This is a genomic window from Pseudomonas sp. WOUb67 (assembly GCF_050058005.1).
Taxonomy (GTDB): domain Bacteria; phylum Pseudomonadota; class Gammaproteobacteria; order Pseudomonadales; family Pseudomonadaceae; genus Aquipseudomonas; species Aquipseudomonas putida_R.
The window spans coordinates 2,672,539-2,691,523 of record NZ_CP170112.1; the positions used below are offsets into that span (position 1 = coordinate 2,672,539).

Below are 18,985 nucleotides of genomic sequence, written 5' to 3' on the forward strand. Positions count from 1 at the left end.
TCGTGAGAATCGGGGGCTTTTTGTTACGGCAGGGCAGGGCCCTTACATGTTCGGGTAGTTCGGCCCGCCAGCGCCTTCAGGGGTGACCCAGGTGATGTTCTGGGCCGGGTCCTTGATGTCGCAGGTCTTGCAGTGCACGCAGTTCTGCGCGTTGATCTGGAAGCGCTTGTTGCCGTCTTCCTGGGTGACCACTTCGTACACGCCTGCCGGGCAGTAGCGCTGGGCCGGCTCGTCGTACAGCGGCAGGTTGCTGGCGATCGGTACGTTCGGGTCGGTCAGCTTCAGGTGGCAGGGTTGTTCCTCTTCATGGTTGGTGCTGGAGAGGAATACCGAGCTGAGCTTGTCGAAGCTCAGCTTGCCGTCCGGTTTCGGGTAGTCGATCTTTTTCGAGTCGGCAGCCAGCTTAAGGCAGGCGTAGTCCGGCTTGGTGTCGTGCAGGGTGAACGGCAGCTTGCCGCCGAACCAGTTCTGGTCGACGTAGTTGAATGCCGCACCCAGCAGTGGGCCGAACTTGTGCATGGCCGGGCCGAAGTTGCGGCTGGCGAACAGTTCTTCGTACAGCCAGCTGGCCTTGAATGCGCTGACGTAGCTGTTCAGCTGGTCACCGCCTTCGCTGCCGGCGATCAAGGCATCAGCCACGGCGTCGGCGGCAAGCATGCCGGACTTCATCGCGGTGTGGCTGCCTTTGATCTTGGCCACGTTCATGGTACCCAGGTCACAACCGATCAGCGCGCCACCATTGAAGACCATCTTCGGCAGCGAGTTGATGCCGCCTTTGGCCAGCGCGCGGGCGCCGTAGCTGATGCGCTTGCCGCCCTCGAGGTACTGGCTGATCACCGGGTGGTGCTTCAGGCGCTGGAATTCGTCGAACGGCGACAGGTACGGGTTGGCGTAGGACAGGTCGACGATCAGGCCGACCACCACTTGGTTGTTTTCCAGGTGATAGAGGAACGAGCCACCGGTGTTGTCCTTGGCTACCACGTCCAGCGGCCAGCCGGCAGTGTGCACCACCAGGCCCTGCTCGTGCTTGGCCGGGTCGATTTCCCAGATTTCTTTAAGGCCGATGCCGTAATGCTGGACATCGGACTCGCTGTCGAGGTTGAAGCGCTTGATCAGTTGCTTGCCGATATGGCCACGGCAGCCTTCGGCAAACAGGGTGTACTTGCCACGCAACTCCATGCCTGGGGTGTACATGCCGTCTTTCGGGTTGCCTTCACGGTCCACACCCATGTCGCCGGTGACGATACCGCGTACCACGCCGTTATCGTCGAACAGCGCTTCCTGGGCGGCGAAGCCCGGGTAGACTTCCACGCCGAGGTTCTCGGCCTGCTGGGCCAGCCAGCGGCACAGGTTACCCAGCGAGATGATGTAGTTGCCATGGTTGTGCATGGTCTTGGGCACGAACAGGTCAGGCACCTTGGTGGCGCTGCCGGCATCCTTGAGCACATAGATGTCGTCGCGCTTCACCTCGGTGTTCAGCGGTGCGCCGAGTGCTTTCCAGTCGGGGAACAACTCGTTCAGGGCGCGGGGTTCGAACACTGCGCCGGAGAGGATGTGGGCGCCGACTTCAGAGCCTTTTTCCACCACGCAGACGCTGATTTCGCTACCGGCTTCGGCGGCCTTCTGCTTCAGGCGGCAGGCGGCGGACAGGCCTGCCGGGCCGGCGCCGACGATGACCACGTCGAATTCCATGTATTCGCGTTCCACTGGTTCTCTCCTACTCATCAAGGCTCGTGCTGTTGCTTTGTCTTATGGGTGCTTGCGCGCAGTGGCTCATCACGGGAGCGAAACTGTAGCTGCGCAAGTGACGGACTACACCGTTTTGTCTTGGCCGCGCATTATATCTACACCACTTGGCGGGTCCAATACAAACGTTTGTTTGAATTTGCCGCAGGCCAGTAAAATCACAGGAACACGGCTGGAGGGTGACCGATTTGCCGTATTGACCGGATGGGGTGTTACGGTCAAGATACGAGCGGTTTTACGTTCGCCGTAGGCTTGCAGCCGGGCGCAGGTACACCTCTAAAGACCAGGTGTGGAGCAGGGTTTTGCGGCCTTGGGCCGGTTTGTAGTGGAGTTTACACGCCACGACAGAAAATGACCCGTGAGTATTTGTCGCAAGAGTCCGGACAAGACTGTTCGGTCACAGTGAAGATACTGGCTCCCGGTACGTTTTTAGAGGTGCCCTTGTACCCACGCGCATCGCCGGGCCCAGCCCCAGGCGACTATCTATTCACCGGAGAGTAACGAGGAATCCATGAAGGTTCTTGTAGCTGTCAAACGAGTGGTCGACTACAACGTCAAGGTTCGCGTCAAAGCGGACAACTCCGGCGTCGACCTTGCTAACGTCAAGATGTCCATGAACCCCTTCTGCGAAATCGCCGTGGAAGAGGCCGTACGCCTGAAGGAAAAAGGCGTTGCGACCGAGATCGTCGTCGTCTCCGTCGGCCCGACCACTGCCCAGGAGCAACTGCGTACCGCCCTGGCCCTGGGTGCTGACCGTGCCATCCTGGTAGAAGCCGCTGACGAGCTGAATTCCCTGGCGGTGGCCAAGGCGCTGAAAGCCGTTGTCGACAAAGAGCAGCCTCAGCTGGTCATCCTCGGCAAGCAGGCCATCGACAGCGACAACAACCAGACCGGCCAGATGCTGGCCGCGCTGACCGGCTACGCCCAGGGCACCTTCGCCTCCAAGGTTGAAGTGGCTGGCGACAAGCTGAACGTCACCCGTGAAATCGATGGCGGCCTGCAGACCGTATCGCTGAACCTGCCAGCCATCGTCACCACCGACCTGCGCCTGAACGAGCCGCGCTATGCGTCGCTGCCGAACATCATGAAGGCCAAGAAGAAGCCGCTGGAGACCGTTACTCCAGACGCGCTGGGCGTATCGCTCGCCTCCACCAACAAGACCCTGAAAGTTGAAGCGCCGGCTGCCCGCAGCGCGGGTATCAAGGTCAAGTCGGTGGCCGAACTGGTCGAGAAGCTGAAGAACGAAGCGAAGGTAATCTAAATGACTATCCTGGTTGTCGCTGAATACGAAGCCGGCGCCGTAGCCCCGGCCACCCTGAACACTGTCGCTGCAGCCGCCAAGATCGGTGGTGATGTGCACGTGCTGGTCGCTGGCCAGAACGTCGGCGGCGTTGCCGAGTCTGCTGCCAAGATCGCTGGCGTGGCCAAGGTGCTGGTTGCCGATAACGCCGCCTACGCCCACGCTCTGCCAGAGAACGTGGCCCCGCTGATCGTCGAGCTGGCCAAGGGTTACAGCCATGTGCTGGCCCCGGCCACCACCAACGGCAAGAACATCCTGCCGCGCGTTGCAGCGCTGCTGGACGTGGACCAGATCTCCGAGATCATCTCGGTCGAGTCCGCCGACACCTTCAAGCGCCCGATCTATGCCGGTAACGCCATTGCCACCGTGCAATCGAGCGCTTCGGTCAAGGTCATCACCGTGCGTACCACCGGCTTCGACCCAGTCGCTGCCGAAGGTGGCTCGGCTGCCGTTGAAGCGGTGAGTGCCGCGCACAACGCCGGTATCTCGGCCTTTGTTGGCGAAGAGCTGGCCAAGTCCGACCGCCCAGAGCTGACCGCTGCCAAGATCGTCGTTTCCGGCGGCCGTGGCATGGGCAACGGTGACAACTTCAAGCACCTGTACAGCCTGGCCGACAAGCTCGGCGCTGCCGTCGGTGCCTCGCGCGCTGCGGTCGACGCAGGCTTCGTGCCGAACGACATGCAGGTCGGCCAGACCGGCAAGATCGTTGCGCCACAGCTGTACATCGCCGTCGGTATCTCCGGCGCGATCCAGCACCTGGCCGGCATGAAAGACTCCAAAGTGATCGTTGCGATCAACAAGGACGAAGAAGCGCCGATCTTCCAGGTAGCTGACTACGGCCTGGTTGCTGACCTGTTCGAAGCGGTTCCGGAGCTGGAAAAGCTGGTCTGATCCGCCTGCTTCACATATAAAGAACCCGGCCCTTGTACAGGGGGCCGGGTTTTTTTATGGCCTTTTCCGATGCGGTGCTTGTCGCGGGTCCTGTAGGAGCAGCCTTGTGCTGCGAAGAGGCAGTCACAGCCACAGAAATTTGTTGGTCATGCCGGCCCTTTCGCAGCACAAGGCTGCTCCTACAGGTGCGGCGTGTACCTGGTGGGCCGGGCCAAGCAATACAAGGAGTGAGCAATGGTGCTGCGTAAAGCAGGCAGGGTGCTGGCATGCATGGTGGCGTTGGCTTCGCCGCTGGCCATGGCAGCAGGCAAGTGCGAGCGCCTGGTGGCAACCGGCAGCCCTGATGCGCCGCCCTATTCGTGGCAGGACCCGAAAGACCCGAAACACCTGATCGGCGCCAACGTGGACCTGTTGCGCCAGGTGGCTGGCGAGCTGGGTGTGAAGGTGGAGGTGTTGAATGCAGGCCGGCGCGACCAGGCGCTGGAGGAAGTGCGCAGCGGGCGTATGGACCTGCTGCTCGATACGCCCATGCAGGTCGAACAACTGACGGCGCTGGACTACATCCACCCACCCCTTCAGCTCAACGAATACCTGGTGTGGACACGCCACGACGCCGAGCTGACCTTCGAGGGCCCGGCGGACCTGGCCCAATACCAGGGCAGCTTGTCCGAACGCGCGCGCCTTACCCCGGCTTTTACTGCGTTTGCCAAGACCCAACTGAAGCTGGTGCCGGCGCAGAACCTGACCCAGGCGTTCCAGAAACTGGTGCTTGGCCAGGTGGACTATGTGCTCGCTGGCCGCTATTCGGGCATGGCCATGGCCCAGAGCCTGGGCATGAGCAATGACCTGATCGCCCGCGGCCTGCCGGTGGACCGGCCAGGCCTTTACCTGGCCCTGTCGCACAACTCGGCATGCAATGACAGCTGGTTGCGTGGGCAATTGGCAAAAAAACTGACAGAATTGCCGATCTCCGGTGCGTCCGAGGCGGTCCTGCAACGTAATGTCGAGCGCTGGAAAGCGCAGTTGCAGGTGCCGGCGGACGCCCCCAAACACTAGGAAGATTGCGTGAGAACCCAACCACTAATCCTTGCCTTGGCCGTGCTCGGCCTGGCTGGCTGCGCCAATGATCCGGCCCCTGACGAGCAGATGCGCATTTCCGAACAGGCATTGGAGCAGGCCAGGGCCGTCGGTGCCACCGAGCAGGTCGAAACGCTGCAGATGGCTGAAGACAAGCTGGCCCGGGCCAAGGCCAACATGCTGACCCAGGACTACCGCGATGCGCGCATGCGTGCCGAGCAGGCCGAGCTCGATGCCCGCCTGGCCGAGGCCCAGGTGCTGAACCAGAAAAGCGAAGAACAGCTGCAACTGCTGCAGTCGCGGGTCAAGCGCTTGCGCAAGCAACTGGAGGTGCAGCCATGAGCCGCCGTACACCATTGGCAGCGCTGGCGTTGCTGGCACTTGCAGCTGGCTTGCAAGGTTGTGCCAGCCACCGCAGCTCTACAGCGCTGGATGAAGCCAGTGCCACCTTCGCCAAGGTCAAGGATGATTCCGATGTGCTGCGCAGCGCGCCACGTGACGTGATCCGCGCAGGCGAGTCGCTGGCCCGTGCCGAGCGCCTGTCCAGCTACATCGGCACCGGTTCCGATGTGCGTCATTACGCTTACCTTAGCCAGCGCTACAGTGAAATTGCCAGTGAGCATGCCAAGCTGGCGCTGAACCAGGAGCGCCAGGCCAAGCTTGACCTGGAGCGTCAACGCCTGCAGTTGGCATTGCGTGAGGCCAAGCTGGCCAGCGTGCAGCAGCAGGGCAAGTGGGTCGAGTCGCAGATCGCTGCGCTGGCTTCGGAGCAGACCGATCGTGGCCTGGTGATGACCCTGGGTGACGTGCTGTTCGATACGGGCCGTGCCGAGCTGAAGAATTCGGCCAGCCGTACCGTGCTCAAGCTGGTGCAGTTCCTTCAGCTGAACCCGCGGCGGGTGGTGCGTATCGAGGGCTATACCGACAGCACCGGCGCGGCCGAGGACAACCTGAAACTGTCCCGCGACCGGGCGCAGGCCGTGGCCGACATGCTGGTGGACCTTGGCATCGACGAAAAGCGCCTGCAGGTCGAAGGCTATGGCGACCAGTATCCGATCGAGGCCAATGCCTCTGAGCGGGGCAGGGCGCAGAACCGCCGGGTGGAGATCGTGTTCTCCGACGACAAGGGCAGGCTTGCGCCTGCGCGCTGAGTTGTACCTCGAAACCGTCAGCGCCTTTGAGATCGAGCGCCGCCCGCGCGGCGCATCGCGAGCTGTGCTCGCTCCTACGTTTGTTTCTGGCCAATTATTCCTGTGAGATTCGCGCGCGAATGCCTTGGCGCATGACGCGATGCCGTGTCGTACCAACAAGACGGTCGCGCGCGCCTGTCACAGGCGTTACTGGCCAAAAACAAACGTAGGAGCGAGCACAGCTCGCGATGCGCCGCGCGGGCGGCGCTCGATCTGGCAGACGCCTAAGATGTTCTAACGAGTTTGCCATCTGTCCCAGTACACTTTGCAACTGTTACGGTATCCTCTACCGTCACTGAGCCGTACAAGAACAACGAGCCGCCGCCATGACCAACCTGCTGCTGTACCAGCGTATCGCCCAGCAACTGGCCGATGACATCCGTCGCGGTGTCTACCAGCCAGGCGAGCGGGTACCCTCCGTGCGCAAGATGAGTGCCCAGCTCAATGTCAGCCATGCCACGGTGCTGCAGGCCTATGCCAACCTCGAAGACCAAGGGCTGATCCGCGCGCGGCCACAATCTGGCTACTACGTGCACCAGACGCCGGCCCTGACCGCGCAAACCCCGGACATTGCCCGGGTGGAGCGCCCCGGCCTGGTCACCCGTGCCAGCATCATCCAGCAAGTGCTGACCGAGGCGCGTCGTGATGGCGTGTTCCCGTTCGGCGCTGCGGTGCCGCATGTCGACTACCTGCCGGTGCGTGCCCTGCATCAGCAAATTGCCAAGGTCACTCGTTTTCACAGCCCACGCGCCTTCAGCTACATGTTCAGCCCCGGTTTCGAGCCGCTGCGCCGGCAGATCGCCATCCGTATGCGCGATGCCGGCGTGCTGGTCGACCCGCGTGAAGTGATCGTGACCCATGGCTGCGTCGATGCCCTGCAAATGTCGCTGCGCGTGTTGACCCGCCCGGGCGACCTGATCGCTGCCGAGTCGCCGACCTATTACGGGTTGCTGCAACTGGCCGATTTGCTGGGCCTGAAAGTAATCGAAATCCCTAGCGACCCGTCCACGGGTATCAGCCTTGAAGCCTTGCAGCTGGCGGCTAACCAGTGGTCGATCAAGGCCCTGGTACTGACGGCGCGCCTGAGCAATCCGCTGGGTGGCACGGTCCCTGAAGAGCGGCAAAAGCAATTGCTGCGTCTGGCCTCGGACTTCGATATTCAGATTATCGAGGACGACATCTATGGCGAGCTGATGTTCGAGCAAGGCAAGACCAAGGCGCTGAAGGCATTCGACCGCCTGGACCGGGTGATCTACTGTTCAAGCTTCTCCAAGACCCTGTCCCCCGGTGTGCGTGTTGGCTGGATGATCGCCGGGCGCTATCAGGACGAAATTCAACGCCTGCAGACCTTTACCACCCATTCCGCCTGCAGCGTGACGCAGATGGGCGTGGCGGCCTACCTGGAAAATGGCGGTTACGACCGGCACCTGCGCTACATCCGCCAGGAGTATCGCAAGAACCTCAGCGCCTACCAGCTGGCGGTGCAGCAGCACTTCCCCGAGGGTACCCAGATGACTCGGCCAACGGGCGGTTTCATCCTCTGGATAAGCCTGCCCGGGCGGGTCAATACCCAGGAGCTGCATGTGCGGGCGCTGGAGCAGGGCATCAGTATTGCGCCGGGGTTAATATTCAGTAACACAGAGCAGTTCAACCACTGCATCCGCCTCAATTGCGGCATCCCGTGGAACAAAGAGGCCGAGCGGGCAGTGATTACGCTGGGGTTGCTGGCTCAGCAGTTGTGCAGGGAGCCTTCGCTCACACTTTTGTAAGGCTTGCCAGCCGCCTGTGGAACATGGAGCATACGCACCTTTCCTGCCAGTCTGTCCATTTGCCATGAATGCTTTGCGCCGTTTTGCCTTGATCCTGTGCCTTGCACCGCTCTGCTACCCGGGCAGTCCAGCCTTGGCTGCGCAGCCGGCAGGCCAGGCGCCGGCAGCCCAAGGCAAAAATGTGCAAAAAAAGGCGCCAGCCAAGCCTGCGCAGAAGCAGGTGGTGAAAAAGGCTGGCAACAGCAAGGCCAAGTCGCACAAACCGGTCAGCAAGGCCGCCAAACCATTGCCCAAGGCAAAGCTGGACCTCAGCCTGCCAGTCGATATGGTCAATAACCTGGAGCCCAATGTGGGTACCCCGTCGCCCATCCAGCGGCGCAAACCTTTGCTGCCGCCCATGTTTACCGAAAAGCCGGAAACCAGCGACAGCCCGTTCCAGCTCAATGGGCGGCTGATCAATAACGAAATGCAGCTGCAGTTGCGTAATGACAGCCGTCATGACGTGGAAGGGGCAGCCATCGATTTCGAGTATCGGCAGTAGCCGGAAACTGACTGCCGGGTCACGGCAGATTTCATCGTGCCAGTAATTTCAAACGCCTGTTTGAGCGGTTACTATCCAGGGACGTTCGTCCCGTTTTGTTCCAGGGAGTCCTGATTTTGGTGAATAGCCATGAATTGCCGTGAGGGCTGTGGTGCCTGCTGCATTGCCCCGTCCATCACTTCTGCCATGCCGCGCATGCCCAATGGCAAGCCGGCTGGCGAGCGTTGCCTGCACCTGACGGCTGCCAACCTCTGCGACCTGTTCGGCAAGCCCGAGCGGCCAGCGGTATGTGGCGGCTTCAAGGCGGATGTCGAGGTGTGCGGCAGTGACCGTGACGAGGCAATCAGGATTCTTGGCTGGTGGGAGCAGATGACGGCGGCGTGACAGGCTGGATCTTCGACAACAAGGATAAACATGATGAGATCGTTCAAGCGTATTGCACTGCTGTGTGGCGTGGGTGTGCTGCTGTCCCCTGCGGCCTGGGCCGAAAACTGGCAGGTGGCCAAGGACGAGGAGGGGATCAAGATATCCCTCAGCGAAGTGGCCGGCTCCAAGTACAAGGCCTATCAGGGCGTCACCGTGATCAAGGCACCGCTGGCCAAGGTACAGGCGTTGCAGGAAGACGTGGCTGGGGCCTGCGCATGGATTCATGAGTGCAAGTCGCAGAAGCTGCTCAAGCATGAGGGTGACCAGAGCTGGACCTACACCCAGTTCAATACGCCATGGCCGGTGACGCCGCGTGATTCCGTGCTGCATATCACCACGGTCAAGGGGGCTGATGGCAGCTTGACCCGTAATCTGGTCGAAGAGCCAACCTATGTACCGGAAGAGAAGGGCTTTGTGCGGGTAGCCAAGGTTGAGGGCTTCTGGAAGCTGGTGCCCAAGGGCGCCGACAGCACCGAAGTGACCTACCGGGTGCACACCGAGCCGGGTGGTAGCGTGCCGGCGATGGTGGCCAACAAGTTCGTGGTGGATGCGCCCTTCAATACCCTGAAAGGGCTGCGCGAGCGGGCTGAGAAAAACTGAGGTTTTGTGTCGTTTGTGCCGGTCTCTTCGCGGGCTTGCCCGCTCCCACAGGATCTCCACAGATTTCAAGGGTTGTGGAATCCTTGTGGGAGCGGGCTCATCGATGCGTCGAACCGCCGCGAAGAGGCCAGTACAGGAAGAAGCAATAAAAAAGGCTGCCCGAGGGCAGCCTTTTTGCGTTCGGCTAAAAAGCTTACTTGCGGTCTTTCAGTGCAGCGATGTCGCGCTTCTGCTCGCCGGTGTACAGCTGGCGCGGGCGGCCGATCTTGTACGGGCTGGAGAGCATTTCTTTCCAGTGCGAGATCCAGCCCACGGTACGTGCCAGGGCGAAGATCACGGTGAACATGCTGGTCGGAATGCCGATTGCCTTGAGGATGATCCCCGAGTAGAAGTCGACGTTCGGGTACAGCGAGCGCTCGATGAAGTACGGATCGGTCAGGGCGATCTCTTCGAGACGCATGGCCAGTTCCAGCTGCGGGTCGTTCTTGATGCCCAGCTCGCGCAGGACTTCGTCGCAGGTCTGCTTCATCACGGTGGCGCGCGGGTCGCGGTTCTTGTACACGCGGTGACCGAAGCCCATCAGCTTGAACGGGTCGTTCTTGTCCTTGGCCTTGGCGATGAACGTGTCGATGTTCGAGACATCGCCGATTTCATCGAGCATGGTCAGGACGGCTTCGTTCGCACCGCCGTGGGCCGGGCCCCACAGTGCGGCGATACCGGCGGCGATACAGGCGAACGGGTTGGCACCCGACGAGCCGGCTAGGCGCACGGTGGAGGTGGAGGCGTTCTGCTCGTGATCGGCGTGGAGGATGAAGATCCGGTCCATTGCCTTGGCCAGCACCGGGCTGATCGGTTTGATCTCGCACGGGGTGTTGAACATCATGTGCAGGAAGTTTTCCGCGTACGACAGGTCGTTGCGCGGGTACATCATCGGCTGGCCCATGGAGTACTTGTAAACCATCGCGGCCAGGGTCGGCATCTTGGCGACCAGGCGCACCGCGGAAATTTCGCGGTGTTGCGGGTTATTGATGTCCAGGGAGTCGTGATAGAACGCCGACAGGGCGCCGACCACGCCACACATCACCGCCATTGGGTGAGCGTCGCGGCGGAAGCCGTTGAAGAAGGACTTCAGCTGCTCGTGAACCATGGTGTGGTTCTTGACGGTGCTGACGAACTGGGCCTTCTGCTCGGCATTCGGCAGTTCGCCGTTGAGCAGCAGGTAGCAGGTTTCGAGGTAGTCGGATTGCTCGGCGAGTTGCTCGATCGGGTAGCCGCGGTGCAGCAGGATACCTTTGTCGCCGTCAATGTAGGTGATCTTCGACTCGCACGAGGCAGTCGCCATGAAACCAGGGTCGAAGGTGAAGTGACCAGTGGCCCCCAACCCGCGGACGTCGATTACATCAGGACCAACGGTGCCGGTTAAAATGGGCAGCTCGACGGGGGCAGCGCCCTCGATGACCAACTGCGCTTTTTTGTCAGCCATGTGGCCTCCTATTAATGCTAGAAATCATCAGACAGACCCCCCACGCAGGGCCCGCACCACTATAGAGGGATAAATTCAGATGTCAATTTGCCTAAAGGCTTGTTGAAACAGGCTTTCAAGCCTGATTTTTCCCGAAATTCTCGTCCATTTACGCCTTTTGTTCGTTAAAGGCAATGCGCTATTTGGGCTACCCCGTCACGTTGTCATAAGCAGCCTAACTGTCTATACTCGGCACCCGACCGCCAGGGGCTTGCAAGCCCGAACTGCTGGGGGTCGCCGTTCCCTGGGTGGTGGGTACCTGACCAGTACACTTACCAACAACTTTGCCCTGATTCGCTAGGGGCTCTTCAGTGTGAAAAAAGCCGTGAAAAGCCAACGACCTGTAAACCTAGACCTAAGGACCATCAAGCTCCCTGTCACTGCGTACACGTCCATCCTGCACCGCATCTCCGGCGTCATCCTGTTCATCGGCCTTGCCATCATGCTTTATGCACTGGGCAAATCGCTGGGTTCCGAGGAAGGCTTCGGTGAGGTGAAGGCGTGTCTGACCAGCCCGCTGGCCAAATTCGTGACCTGGGGCCTGCTGTCCGCCCTGCTTTATCACCTCGTGGCAGGTGTTCGTCACCTGATCATGGACATGGGCATCGGTGAGACGCTGGAAGGCGGCAAGCTGGGCTCGAAAATCGTGATCGTCATCTCCGTGGTGCTGATCGTTCTGGTGGGAGTTTGGGTATGGTAACCAATGTCACGAACCTGTCGCGTTCGGGCCTCTATGACTGGATGGCGCAGCGCGTTTCTGCGGTCGTTCTCGCGGCTTACTTCCTCTTCCTGATCGGCTACGTGATCGCCCACCCAGGCATCGACTACACCCAGTGGCATGGTCTGTTCTCCAACAACGCGATGCGGATCTTCAGTCTGCTGGCCCTCGTTGCCCTGGGCGCTCACGCCTGGGTCGGCATGTGGACCATTGCAACCGACTACCTGACGCCTATGTCGTTCGGCAAGTCGGCAACTGCGATTCGTTTCCTGTTCCAGGCGGTATGCGGCGTTGCGATGTTCGCTTACTTCGTCTGGGGTGTGCAGATTCTCTGGGGTATCTGATCCATGGCTAGCATTCCAACCATTTCCTTCGACGCCATCATCATCGGTGGCGGCGGCGCCGGCATGCGTGCTGCGCTGCAACTGGCTCAAGGCGGCCACAAGACTGCCGTAGTCACCAAGGTCTTCCCGACCCGCTCGCACACTGTATCCGCCCAGGGCGGCATCACCTGCGCCATCGCTTCGGCCGACCCGAACGACGACTGGCGCTGGCACATGTACGATACCGTCAAGGGTTCCGACTACATCGGTGACCAGGACGCTATCGAATACATGTGTCAGGAAGGCCCGGCTGCGGTCTTCGAGCTGGACCACATGGGCCTGCCGTTCTCGCGTACCGAAACCGGCCGTATCTACCAGCGTCCGTTCGGTGGTCAGTCCAAGGACTTCGGTAAAGGTGGCCAGGCCGCCCGTACCTGTGCCGCTTCCGACCGTACCGGTCACGCGCTGCTGCACACCCTGTACCAGGGCAACCTGAAAGCCGGTACCACCTTCCTCAACGAGTACTACGCCGTTGATCTGGTGAAGAACCAGGAAGGCGCCTTTGTCGGTGTGATCGCGATCTGCATCGAAACCGGCGAAACCATGTACATCAAGTCCAAGGCCACCGTTCTGGCCACTGGCGGTGCGGGCCGTATCTACGCCTCCACCACCAACGCCCTGATCAATACCGGTGACGGTATCGGCATGGCCCTGCGTGCCGGTGTACCGGTGCAGGACATCGAGATGTGGCAGTTCCACCCGACCGGCATCGCCGGCGCCGGTGTACTGGTCACCGAGGGTTGCCGCGGTGAAGGTGGTTACCTGATCAACGCCCACGGCGAGCGCTTCATGGAGCGTTACGCGCCGAACGCGAAAGACCTGGCCGGCCGCGACGTTGTCGCCCGTTCCATGGTCAAGGAAATCATCGCCGGCAACGGCGTGGGCCCGAACAAGGACCACGTACTGCTGAAGCTGGACCACCTGGGCGAGGAAGTGCTGCACAGCCGCCTGCCAGGTATCTGCGAACTGTCCAAGACCTTCGCCCACGTCGACCCGGTCGTCGCGCCGGTGCCGGTGGTTCCGACCTGCCACTACATGATGGGCGGCGTTGCCACCAACATTCATGGCCAGGCCATCACCATGGACGAAGAAGGCAAGGATCACATCATCCCAGGCCTGTTCGCCGTAGGTGAAGTGGCATGCGTATCGGTTCACGGTGCCAACCGCCTGGGTGGCAACTCGCTGCTCGACCTGGTGGTGTTCGGCCGTGCTGCCGGCCTGCACCTGGAAAAGGCGCTGAGCGACGGCATCGAGCATCTCGACGCCAGCGACACCGACATCGATGTTGCCCTGAGCCGCCTGAACAACCTCAACGGCCGTACCACGGGTGAAGACGTTGCCAGCCTGAAGCGCGAGCTGCAGAGCTGCATGCAGAACTACTTCGGTGTATTCCGTACTGGCGAATACATGCTGAAGGGTATCGAGCAGCTGGCTGGCCTGCGCGAGCGTATCGCCAACGTCAAGATCAACGACAAGTCCCAGGCCTTCAACACCGCGCGTATCGAAGCGCTGGAGCTGCAGAACCTGCTGGAAGTCGCCGAAGCTACCGCCATCGCGGCCGAAGCCCGTAAAGAGTCCCGCGGCGCTCACGCCCGTGAAGACTTCGAAGACCGTGACGACGAAAACTGGCTGTGCCACACCCTGTACTACCCGGGTGAGAAGCGCGTTGCCAAGCGCGGCGTCAACTTTGCGCCGAAGACCGTTCCGGCCTTCGAGCCAAAAATCCGGACTTACTAAGGGTGGCTGCTATGTTGAAAGTCGAAGTTTATCGTTACAACCCCGACACCGACTCGGCGCCCAAGATGGAGTCGTTCGACGTCGATACCGGCGGCAAGGACCTGATGGTTCTCGATGTATTGGCGCTGATCAAGGAAAAGGACGAGGGTTTCTCGTACCGTCGCTCCTGCCGTGAAGGCGTGTGCGGTTCCGATGGCATGAACATGAACGGCAAGAACGGCCTGGCCTGCATCACCCCGCTGTCGGGTGTGGTCAAAGGCAACAAGCTGGTTCTGCGCCCGCTGCCGGGCCTGCCGGTCATTCGTGACCTGGTCGTCGACATGAGCATCTTCTACAAGCAGTACGAGAAGGTTAAGCCATTCCTGCAGAACGACACGCCGGCCCCGGCCATCGAGCGTCTGCAGTCGCCTGAAGAACGTGACAAGCTGGACGGTCTGTACGAGTGCATCCTGTGCGCTTGCTGCTCGACTTCCTGCCCGTCGTTCTGGTGGAACCCGGACAAGTTCCTGGGCCCTGCCGCACTGCTGCAGGCCTACCGTTTCCTGGCCGACAGCCGTGACACCAAGACTCAGGAGCGCCTGGCGTCCCTGGATGACCCGTTCAGCGTATTCCGCTGCCGCGGGATCATGAACTGCGTAAACGTTTGCCCGAAAGGTCTGAACCCGACCAAGGCAATCGGTCACGTACGTAACATGCTGCTGCAAAGCGGCACCTGATACAACGTGTTGTACCTGCAGTAAGCCGAGGTGCGGGTGTGAGCCCGCACTGAGGTAAAACCCGAACAAGGGCCCACAAAGCCCGCGTTCATACCTATGAAGATATGAGACCAGCAGGGGCTTTCCGGGCTGGTACCCGGAAAATCAGCAGGATCCAAGTGGCGTGGTTCAGTCGCTTTATTCGGACTTTTCCAGGTTTGCTGTGGCTCTCGCCGATCAGTCCCCTAATCGAGGGTGACCAAGCATGCAAGAAAGCGTGATGCAGCGCATGTGGGATAGCGCCCACCTTTCAGGTGGTAACGCTGCATATGTGGAAGAGCTCTACGAACTCTACCTGCACGACCCTAACGCTGTGCCAGAAGAGTGGCGCACTTACTTCCAGAAGTTGCCAGCCGACGGCAGCACCGCTACTGATGTATCGCACTCGACAATCCGCGACCATTTCGTACTGCTGGCAAAGAACCAGCGCCGCGCCCAACCGGTATCCGCCGGGAGCGTGAGCAGTGAACACGAGAAGAAGCAGGTTGAAGTTCTGCGACTGATCCAGGCCTATCGTATGCGCGGCCATCAGGCTGCCAAGCTTGACCCGTTGGGGTTGTGGCAGCGTCCAGCGCCCGTAGACCTGTCGATCAATCACTACGGCTTGACCAATGCCGATCTTGATACGACCTTCCGTGCCGGCGACCTGTTCATCGGCAAAGAGGAGGCGAGCCTACGCGACATCTTCGATGCACTCCAGAAGACATATTGTCGCACCATTGGCGCCGAATTCACCCACATCGTCGATTCCGAGCAGCGCAGCTGGTTCCAGCAGCGTCTGGAAAGCGTGCGCGGTCGTCCGGAGTTTTCCGCTGACGTGCAGGCTCACCTGCTCGAGCGCGTGACCGCCGGTGAGGGCCTGGAAAAATACCTGGGCACCAAGTACCCGGGCACCAAGCGCTTCGGCCTTGAAGGCGGCGAGAGCCTGATCCCGATGCTGGATGAAATGATCCAGCGTTCCGGCTCCTACGGCACCAAGGAAGTCGTGATCGGCATGGCCCACCGTGGCCGCCTGAACGTACTGGTGAACACCTTCGGCAAGAACCCGCGCGAGCTGTTCGACGAGTTCGAAGGCAAGAAGATGAACGAGCTGGGCTCCGGTGACGTGAAGTATCACCAGGGCTTCTCCTCGAACGTGATGACCACCGGTGGCGAAGTTCACCTGGCCATGGCGTTCAACCCGTCCCACCTGGAAATCGTCTCGCCAGTGGTTGAAGGTTCGGTGCGCGCCCGTCAGGACCGTCGCAACGACACCGTCGGCGACAAGGTGCTGCCGATCTCGATCCACGGTGACGCGGCATTCGCCGGCCAGGGCGTGGTCATGGAAACCTTCCAGATGTCGCAGACCCGCGGTTTCAAGACCGGCGGTACCGTGCACATCGTGATCAACAACCAGGTTGGTTTCACCATCAGCAACCCGCTGGACGCGCGCTCCACCGAGTACGCCACCGACGTTGCCAAGATGATCCAGGCGCCGATCCTGCACGTGAACGGCGATGACCCGGAAGCGGTGCTGTTCGTCACCCAGCTGGCCATCGATTACCGCATGCAGTTCAAGCGTGACGTGGTCATCGACCTGGTCTGCTACCGCCGCCGCGGCCACAACGAGGCCGACGAGCCGAACGGCACCCAGCCGCTGATGTATCAGCAGATCAGCAAGCAGCGCACTACCCGTGAACTGTATGCCGAAGCGCTGATCCAGGCCGGTCGCATCGACGCCGAGCGCGCTCAGGCCAAGATCGACGAGTACCGCAACGCGCTGGACAATGGCCTGCACGTTGTGAAAAGCCTGGTCAAGGAGCCGAACCGCGAGCTGTTCGTCGACTGGCGTCCGTACCTGGGCCACGCCTGGACTGCGCGTCACGACACCCGCTTCGACCTCAAGACCCTGCAGGACCTGTCGGCCAAGCTGCTGGAACTGCCAGAAGGCTTCGTCGTTCAGCGTCAGGTGTCGAAGATCTACGAAGATCGCCAGAAGATGCAGGCCGGTGGCTTGCCGATCAACTGGGGTTATGCAGAGACCATGGCCTACGCCACCCTGCAGTTCGAAGGTCACCCGATCCGCATGACCGGCCAGGACATCGGCCGTGGCACCTTCTCGCACCGTCACGCGGTGCTGCACAACCAGAAGGACGCCAGCACCTACATTCCGCTGCAGAACCTGTTCCCGGGCCAGCCGCGCTTTGACCTGTACGACTCCTTCCTGTCGGAAGAAGCGGTACTGGCCTTCGAATACGGCTATTCCACCACCACGCCGAACGCGCTGGTGATCTGGGAAGCCCAGTTCGGCGACTTCGCCAACGGTGCGCAAGTGGTGATCGACCAGTTCATCACCAGCGGTGAGCACAAGTGGGGCCGCCTGTGCGGTCTGACCATGCTGCTGCCGCACGGTTATGAAGGGCAGGGCCCGGAGCACTCCTCCGCGCGTCTGGAGCGTTACCTGCAGCTGTGCGCCGAGCACAACATCCAGGTCTGCGTACCGACTACCCCGGCACAGATCTACCACCTGCTGCGTCGCCAGGTCATCCGCCCGCTGCGCAAGCCGCTGGTCGTGCTGACGCCGAAGTCGCTGCTGCGCCACAAGCTGGCCATCTCGACCCTGGAAGACCTGGCAGAAGGCTCGTTCCAGACCGTGATCCCGGAAATCGACGCAATCGATCCGGCCAAGGTCGAGCGCCTGGTGCTGTGCAGCGGCAAGGTCTACTACGACCTGCTGGAAAAACGCCGTGCCGAAGGCCGCGAAGACATCGCCATCCTGCGTCTCGAGCAGCTGTACCCGTTCCCGGAAGACGACCTGGTCGAAATCCTGGCGCAGTACAGCAACCTCAAGCACGCCGTGTGGTGCCAGGAAGAGCCCATGAACCAGGGCGCCTGGTACAGCAGCCAGCACCACATGCGCCGTATCCTGGGCCGCCACAACAAGGCACTGGTCCTGGAATACGCCGGTCGCGACGCTTCTGCCGCGCCAGCCTGTGGTTACGCTTCGAAGCACGCCGAACAGCAGGAAAAACTGCTGCAAGACGCCTTCACTGTCTAACGCCTTCGCGCACCTGAAACCGAATTTAAGGAAACACAGATAATGGCTATCGAGATCAAAGCCCCAACCTTCCCGGAATCGGTTGCCGATGGCACCGTTGCCACCTGGCACAAGAAGCCGGGCGACGCCGTCAAGCGTGACGAGCTGATCGTCGACATCGAGACCGACAAGGTTGTCCTGGAAGTACTGGCTACCGCCGATGGCGTGCTGGGCGACATCGTCAAGGGCGAGGGCGACACCGTCCTGTCCGACGAATTGCTGGGTTCGATCGTTGAAGGCGGTGCAGCCGCGGCTCCTGCCGCCGCAGCCGCTCCTGCTGCTGCACCGGCTGCCGCTGCCGCCGATGCTGGCGAAGATGACCCGATTGCTGCCCCGGCTGCTCGCAAGCTGGCGGAAGAAAACGGCATCGACCTGGCTACCGTTGCCGGTACCGGTAAAGGCGGTCGCGTCACCAAGGAAGACGTGGTTGCTGCTGTTGCCAACAAGAAGTCGGCACCTGCCGCTGCACCGGCTGCCAAGCCTGCCGCTGCCGCTGCTGCCCCGGTTGTCGTCGCTGCTGGCGACCGCACCGAGAAGCGCGTGCCGATGACCCGCCTGCGTGCCAAGATCGCCGAGCGTCTGGTCGAAGCCCAGTCCAACATGGCGATGCTGACCACCTTCAACGAAGTGGACATGACCGAAGTCATGGCCCTGCGTTCGAAGTACAAGGACCTGTTCGAGAAGACCCACAATGGCGTGCGCCTGGGCTTCATGTCGTTCTTCGTCAAGGCCGCTACCGAAGCGCTGAAGCGCTTCCCGGCTGTCAACGCCTCGATCGACGGCAACGACATCGTCTACCACGGCTTCGCCGACGTCGGTGTTGCCGTGTCCAGCGACCGTGGCCTGGTGGTACCGGTACTGCGTAACGCCGAGTCGATGAGCCTGGCTGAAATCGAGAACGGCATCGCTACCTTCGGCAAGAAGGCCCGTGACGGCAAGCTGTCCATCGAAGAGATGACCGGTGGCACCTTCACCATCACCAACGGTGGTACCTTCGGTTCGATGATGTCGACCCCGATCGTCAACCCGCCGCAGGCCGCCATTCTCGGCATGCACAACATCATCCAGCGCCCGATGGCCATCAATGGCCAGGTCGTGATTCGCCCGATGATGTACCTGGCGCTGTCGTACGATCACCGCCTGATCGACGGCAAGGAAGCGGTAACCTTCCTGGTCACTATCAAGAACCTGCTGGAAGATCCGTCCCGCCTGCTGCTGGACATCTAACCCTCTGGCTGCGTACCGTGCCGGCCT

Annotated in this window: 17 protein-coding genes; 15 read left to right on the forward strand and 2 right to left on the reverse strand. The window is 61.1% G+C overall.

Annotation, left to right across the window (positions count from 1 at the left end):
- Positions 1–42 precede the first annotated feature (42 nt).
- A complete protein-coding gene (locus tag ABOC32_RS11965; protein WP_426811153.1) occupies positions 43–1,725 on the reverse strand; it encodes an electron transfer flavoprotein-ubiquinone oxidoreductase in 1,683 nt (560 codons plus the stop codon).
- A 532-nt stretch (positions 1,726–2,257) separates the two neighbouring features.
- Between ABOC32_RS11965 and ABOC32_RS11970 the strand changes: the two genes are divergently transcribed.
- The 9 genes from ABOC32_RS11970 to ABOC32_RS12010 all read left to right on the forward strand — a co-directional run bounded on the left by ABOC32_RS11970 (position 2,258) and on the right by ABOC32_RS12010 (position 9,540).
- Complete coding sequence (locus tag ABOC32_RS11970; protein WP_016498683.1) at positions 2,258–3,007, forward strand: electron transfer flavoprotein subunit beta/FixA family protein; 750 nt, start codon at positions 2,258–2,260, stop codon at positions 3,005–3,007.
- A complete protein-coding gene (locus ABOC32_RS11975) occupies positions 3,008–3,937 on the forward strand; it encodes an electron transfer flavoprotein subunit alpha/FixB family protein (RefSeq protein WP_426811154.1) in 930 nt (309 codons plus the stop codon).
- A gap of 234 nt (positions 3,938–4,171) precedes the next feature.
- Positions 4,172–4,993 (forward strand): substrate-binding periplasmic protein, encoded by an 822-nt coding sequence (locus tag ABOC32_RS11980; protein WP_426811155.1) that lies wholly within the window; start codon positions 4,172–4,174, stop codon positions 4,991–4,993.
- 9 nt (positions 4,994–5,002) lie between these two features.
- The gene (locus ABOC32_RS11985; protein ID WP_049275988.1) at positions 5,003–5,356 is read left to right on the forward strand and encodes a DUF4398 domain-containing protein; all 354 of its coding nucleotides are present in this window, start codon (positions 5,003–5,005) and stop codon (positions 5,354–5,356) included.
- The gene (locus ABOC32_RS11990) at positions 5,353–6,165 is read left to right on the forward strand and encodes an OmpA family protein (RefSeq protein ID WP_426811156.1); all 813 of its coding nucleotides are present in this window, start codon (positions 5,353–5,355) and stop codon (positions 6,163–6,165) included. The genes ABOC32_RS11985 and ABOC32_RS11990 overlap by 4 nt, the downstream gene beginning before the upstream one ends.
- Positions 6,166–6,530: 365 nt before the next feature.
- Complete coding sequence (locus tag ABOC32_RS11995) at positions 6,531–7,973, forward strand: PLP-dependent aminotransferase family protein (protein ID WP_426811157.1); 1,443 nt, start codon at positions 6,531–6,533, stop codon at positions 7,971–7,973.
- Positions 7,974–8,037: 64 nt separating this feature from the next.
- Positions 8,038–8,514, forward strand: coding sequence for a hypothetical protein (locus ABOC32_RS12000; protein ID WP_426811158.1), 477 nt, complete (start codon positions 8,038–8,040; stop codon positions 8,512–8,514).
- A 129-nt stretch (positions 8,515–8,643) separates the two neighbouring features.
- Positions 8,644–8,898 (forward strand): YkgJ family cysteine cluster protein, encoded by a 255-nt coding sequence (locus ABOC32_RS12005; protein WP_009684718.1) that lies wholly within the window; start codon positions 8,644–8,646, stop codon positions 8,896–8,898.
- A 33-nt stretch (positions 8,899–8,931) separates the two neighbouring features.
- Complete coding sequence (locus tag ABOC32_RS12010; protein WP_426811595.1) at positions 8,932–9,540, forward strand: START domain-containing protein; 609 nt, start codon at positions 8,932–8,934, stop codon at positions 9,538–9,540.
- A gap of 193 nt (positions 9,541–9,733) precedes the next feature.
- Here ABOC32_RS12010 and gltA read toward each other — a convergent pair whose 3' ends face one another.
- Entirely contained in the window at positions 9,734–11,023 is a 1,290-nt protein-coding gene (gltA, locus tag ABOC32_RS12015) for a citrate synthase (RefSeq protein ID WP_019472041.1), read from the reverse strand.
- A 352-nt stretch (positions 11,024–11,375) separates the two neighbouring features.
- Between gltA and sdhC the strand changes: the two genes are divergently transcribed.
- The 6 genes from sdhC (at position 11,376) to odhB (ending at position 18,958) form a co-directional block, all read left to right on the forward strand.
- Complete coding sequence (gene sdhC / locus ABOC32_RS12020) at positions 11,376–11,762, forward strand: succinate dehydrogenase, cytochrome b556 subunit (RefSeq protein ID WP_008091902.1); 387 nt, start codon at positions 11,376–11,378, stop codon at positions 11,760–11,762.
- Positions 11,756–12,124 (forward strand): succinate dehydrogenase, hydrophobic membrane anchor protein, encoded by a 369-nt coding sequence (sdhD, locus tag ABOC32_RS12025; protein ID WP_016498691.1) that lies wholly within the window; start codon positions 11,756–11,758, stop codon positions 12,122–12,124. The genes sdhC and sdhD overlap by 7 nt, the downstream gene beginning before the upstream one ends.
- Before the next feature lie 3 nt (positions 12,125–12,127).
- On the forward strand, positions 12,128–13,900 hold the full coding sequence (sdhA, locus tag ABOC32_RS12030) for a succinate dehydrogenase flavoprotein subunit (RefSeq protein ID WP_086975126.1): 1,773 nt from the start codon (positions 12,128–12,130) through the stop codon (positions 13,898–13,900).
- A gap of 11 nt (positions 13,901–13,911) precedes the next feature.
- Positions 13,912–14,616: a succinate dehydrogenase iron-sulfur subunit gene (locus ABOC32_RS12035; RefSeq protein WP_008091906.1), complete on the forward strand. Its 705-nt coding sequence runs from the start codon at positions 13,912–13,914 to the stop codon at positions 14,614–14,616.
- Positions 14,617–14,860: 244 nt separating this feature from the next.
- Complete coding sequence (locus ABOC32_RS12040; RefSeq protein WP_012273353.1) at positions 14,861–17,692, forward strand: 2-oxoglutarate dehydrogenase E1 component; 2,832 nt, start codon at positions 14,861–14,863, stop codon at positions 17,690–17,692.
- A 42-nt stretch (positions 17,693–17,734) separates the two neighbouring features.
- Positions 17,735–18,958 (forward strand): 2-oxoglutarate dehydrogenase complex dihydrolipoyllysine-residue succinyltransferase, encoded by a 1,224-nt coding sequence (odhB, locus tag ABOC32_RS12045; RefSeq protein WP_426811159.1) that lies wholly within the window; start codon positions 17,735–17,737, stop codon positions 18,956–18,958.
- The last annotated feature ends 27 nt before the right edge of the window (positions 18,959–18,985 follow it).